Here is a 725-nt window from a genome sequence, read left to right on the forward strand (position 1 = left end):
GTATCTATATTTACCTGATAAACATCGCTGTTATCACCTAACTGCACAGGGTATTCGTTACACAGAACAAGATATGATCCCAGAGGTGGCTTATAAAATCGTGCGTGGTTTTGCGTGGGTGGGAATTGTGGTGTGTTTTATTGCTGTTTTGTTACTTGGTCCGTTGGCGCTTGTCGGTGCGGGGGCATTTGCACTGATGTCATTTGGGATGACCAATTTTAAACCAACCGTTGATAAGTCTTATGTGCTTATAGATGATCGCAGTGTCGTGTTTAATCTAACTCATGACTCAGTGCTGTCATTTGGAAGCCCTAATCGAGAAACATTTGATTATATAGGGACTGTTTTTATTTCGACGCTTGATCAAAAAACAGCGTTACTTTCTCATCTACAGTCGGCTTTCCCTGAAATTGAAATAGTCGAAATAAAAAAGCTGAATGATAAGTATAAGCACCCGATTTATCAGCAAGATGAAGAGAGTGCTACAGAGTAACTTTCTCGCTTTCTCACAGAGTGATTAAATTTGGGCGGCACCACGGATGATACCATCACGGTACTGGTTAGCATGCCGTTTAGCTGGCAAGCCTCAAAACATCAACAACTGGGCTATATAGCGTCAGGTAAAAAACAAGGTGATTTAACCGTAGAGCCTGCGCCAAAAGAATTTGGCACTCGTCTTATTGAAGTGAGAATCGACTAATGAATAATGATCAAAGTATAGAGTC

2 protein-coding genes are annotated in these 725 nt (G+C 41.1%); both read left to right on the forward strand.

Translation table 11 applies throughout. The features are described 5' to 3' along the window. A partial coding sequence (locus QTN94_RS20170; RefSeq protein WP_331428669.1) for a hypothetical protein occupies positions 1-493 on the forward strand: 493 nt, incomplete at its 5' end. Positions 494-523: 30 nt separating this feature from the next. Next, entirely contained in the window at positions 524-700 is a 177-nt protein-coding gene (locus QTN94_RS20175) for a hypothetical protein (protein WP_331428670.1), read from the forward strand. Positions 701-725 lie beyond the last annotated feature (25 nt).

It is taken from the genome of Vibrio sp. M250220 (genome assembly GCF_036533795.1).
GTDB lineage: Bacteria > Pseudomonadota > Gammaproteobacteria > Enterobacterales > Vibrionaceae > Vibrio.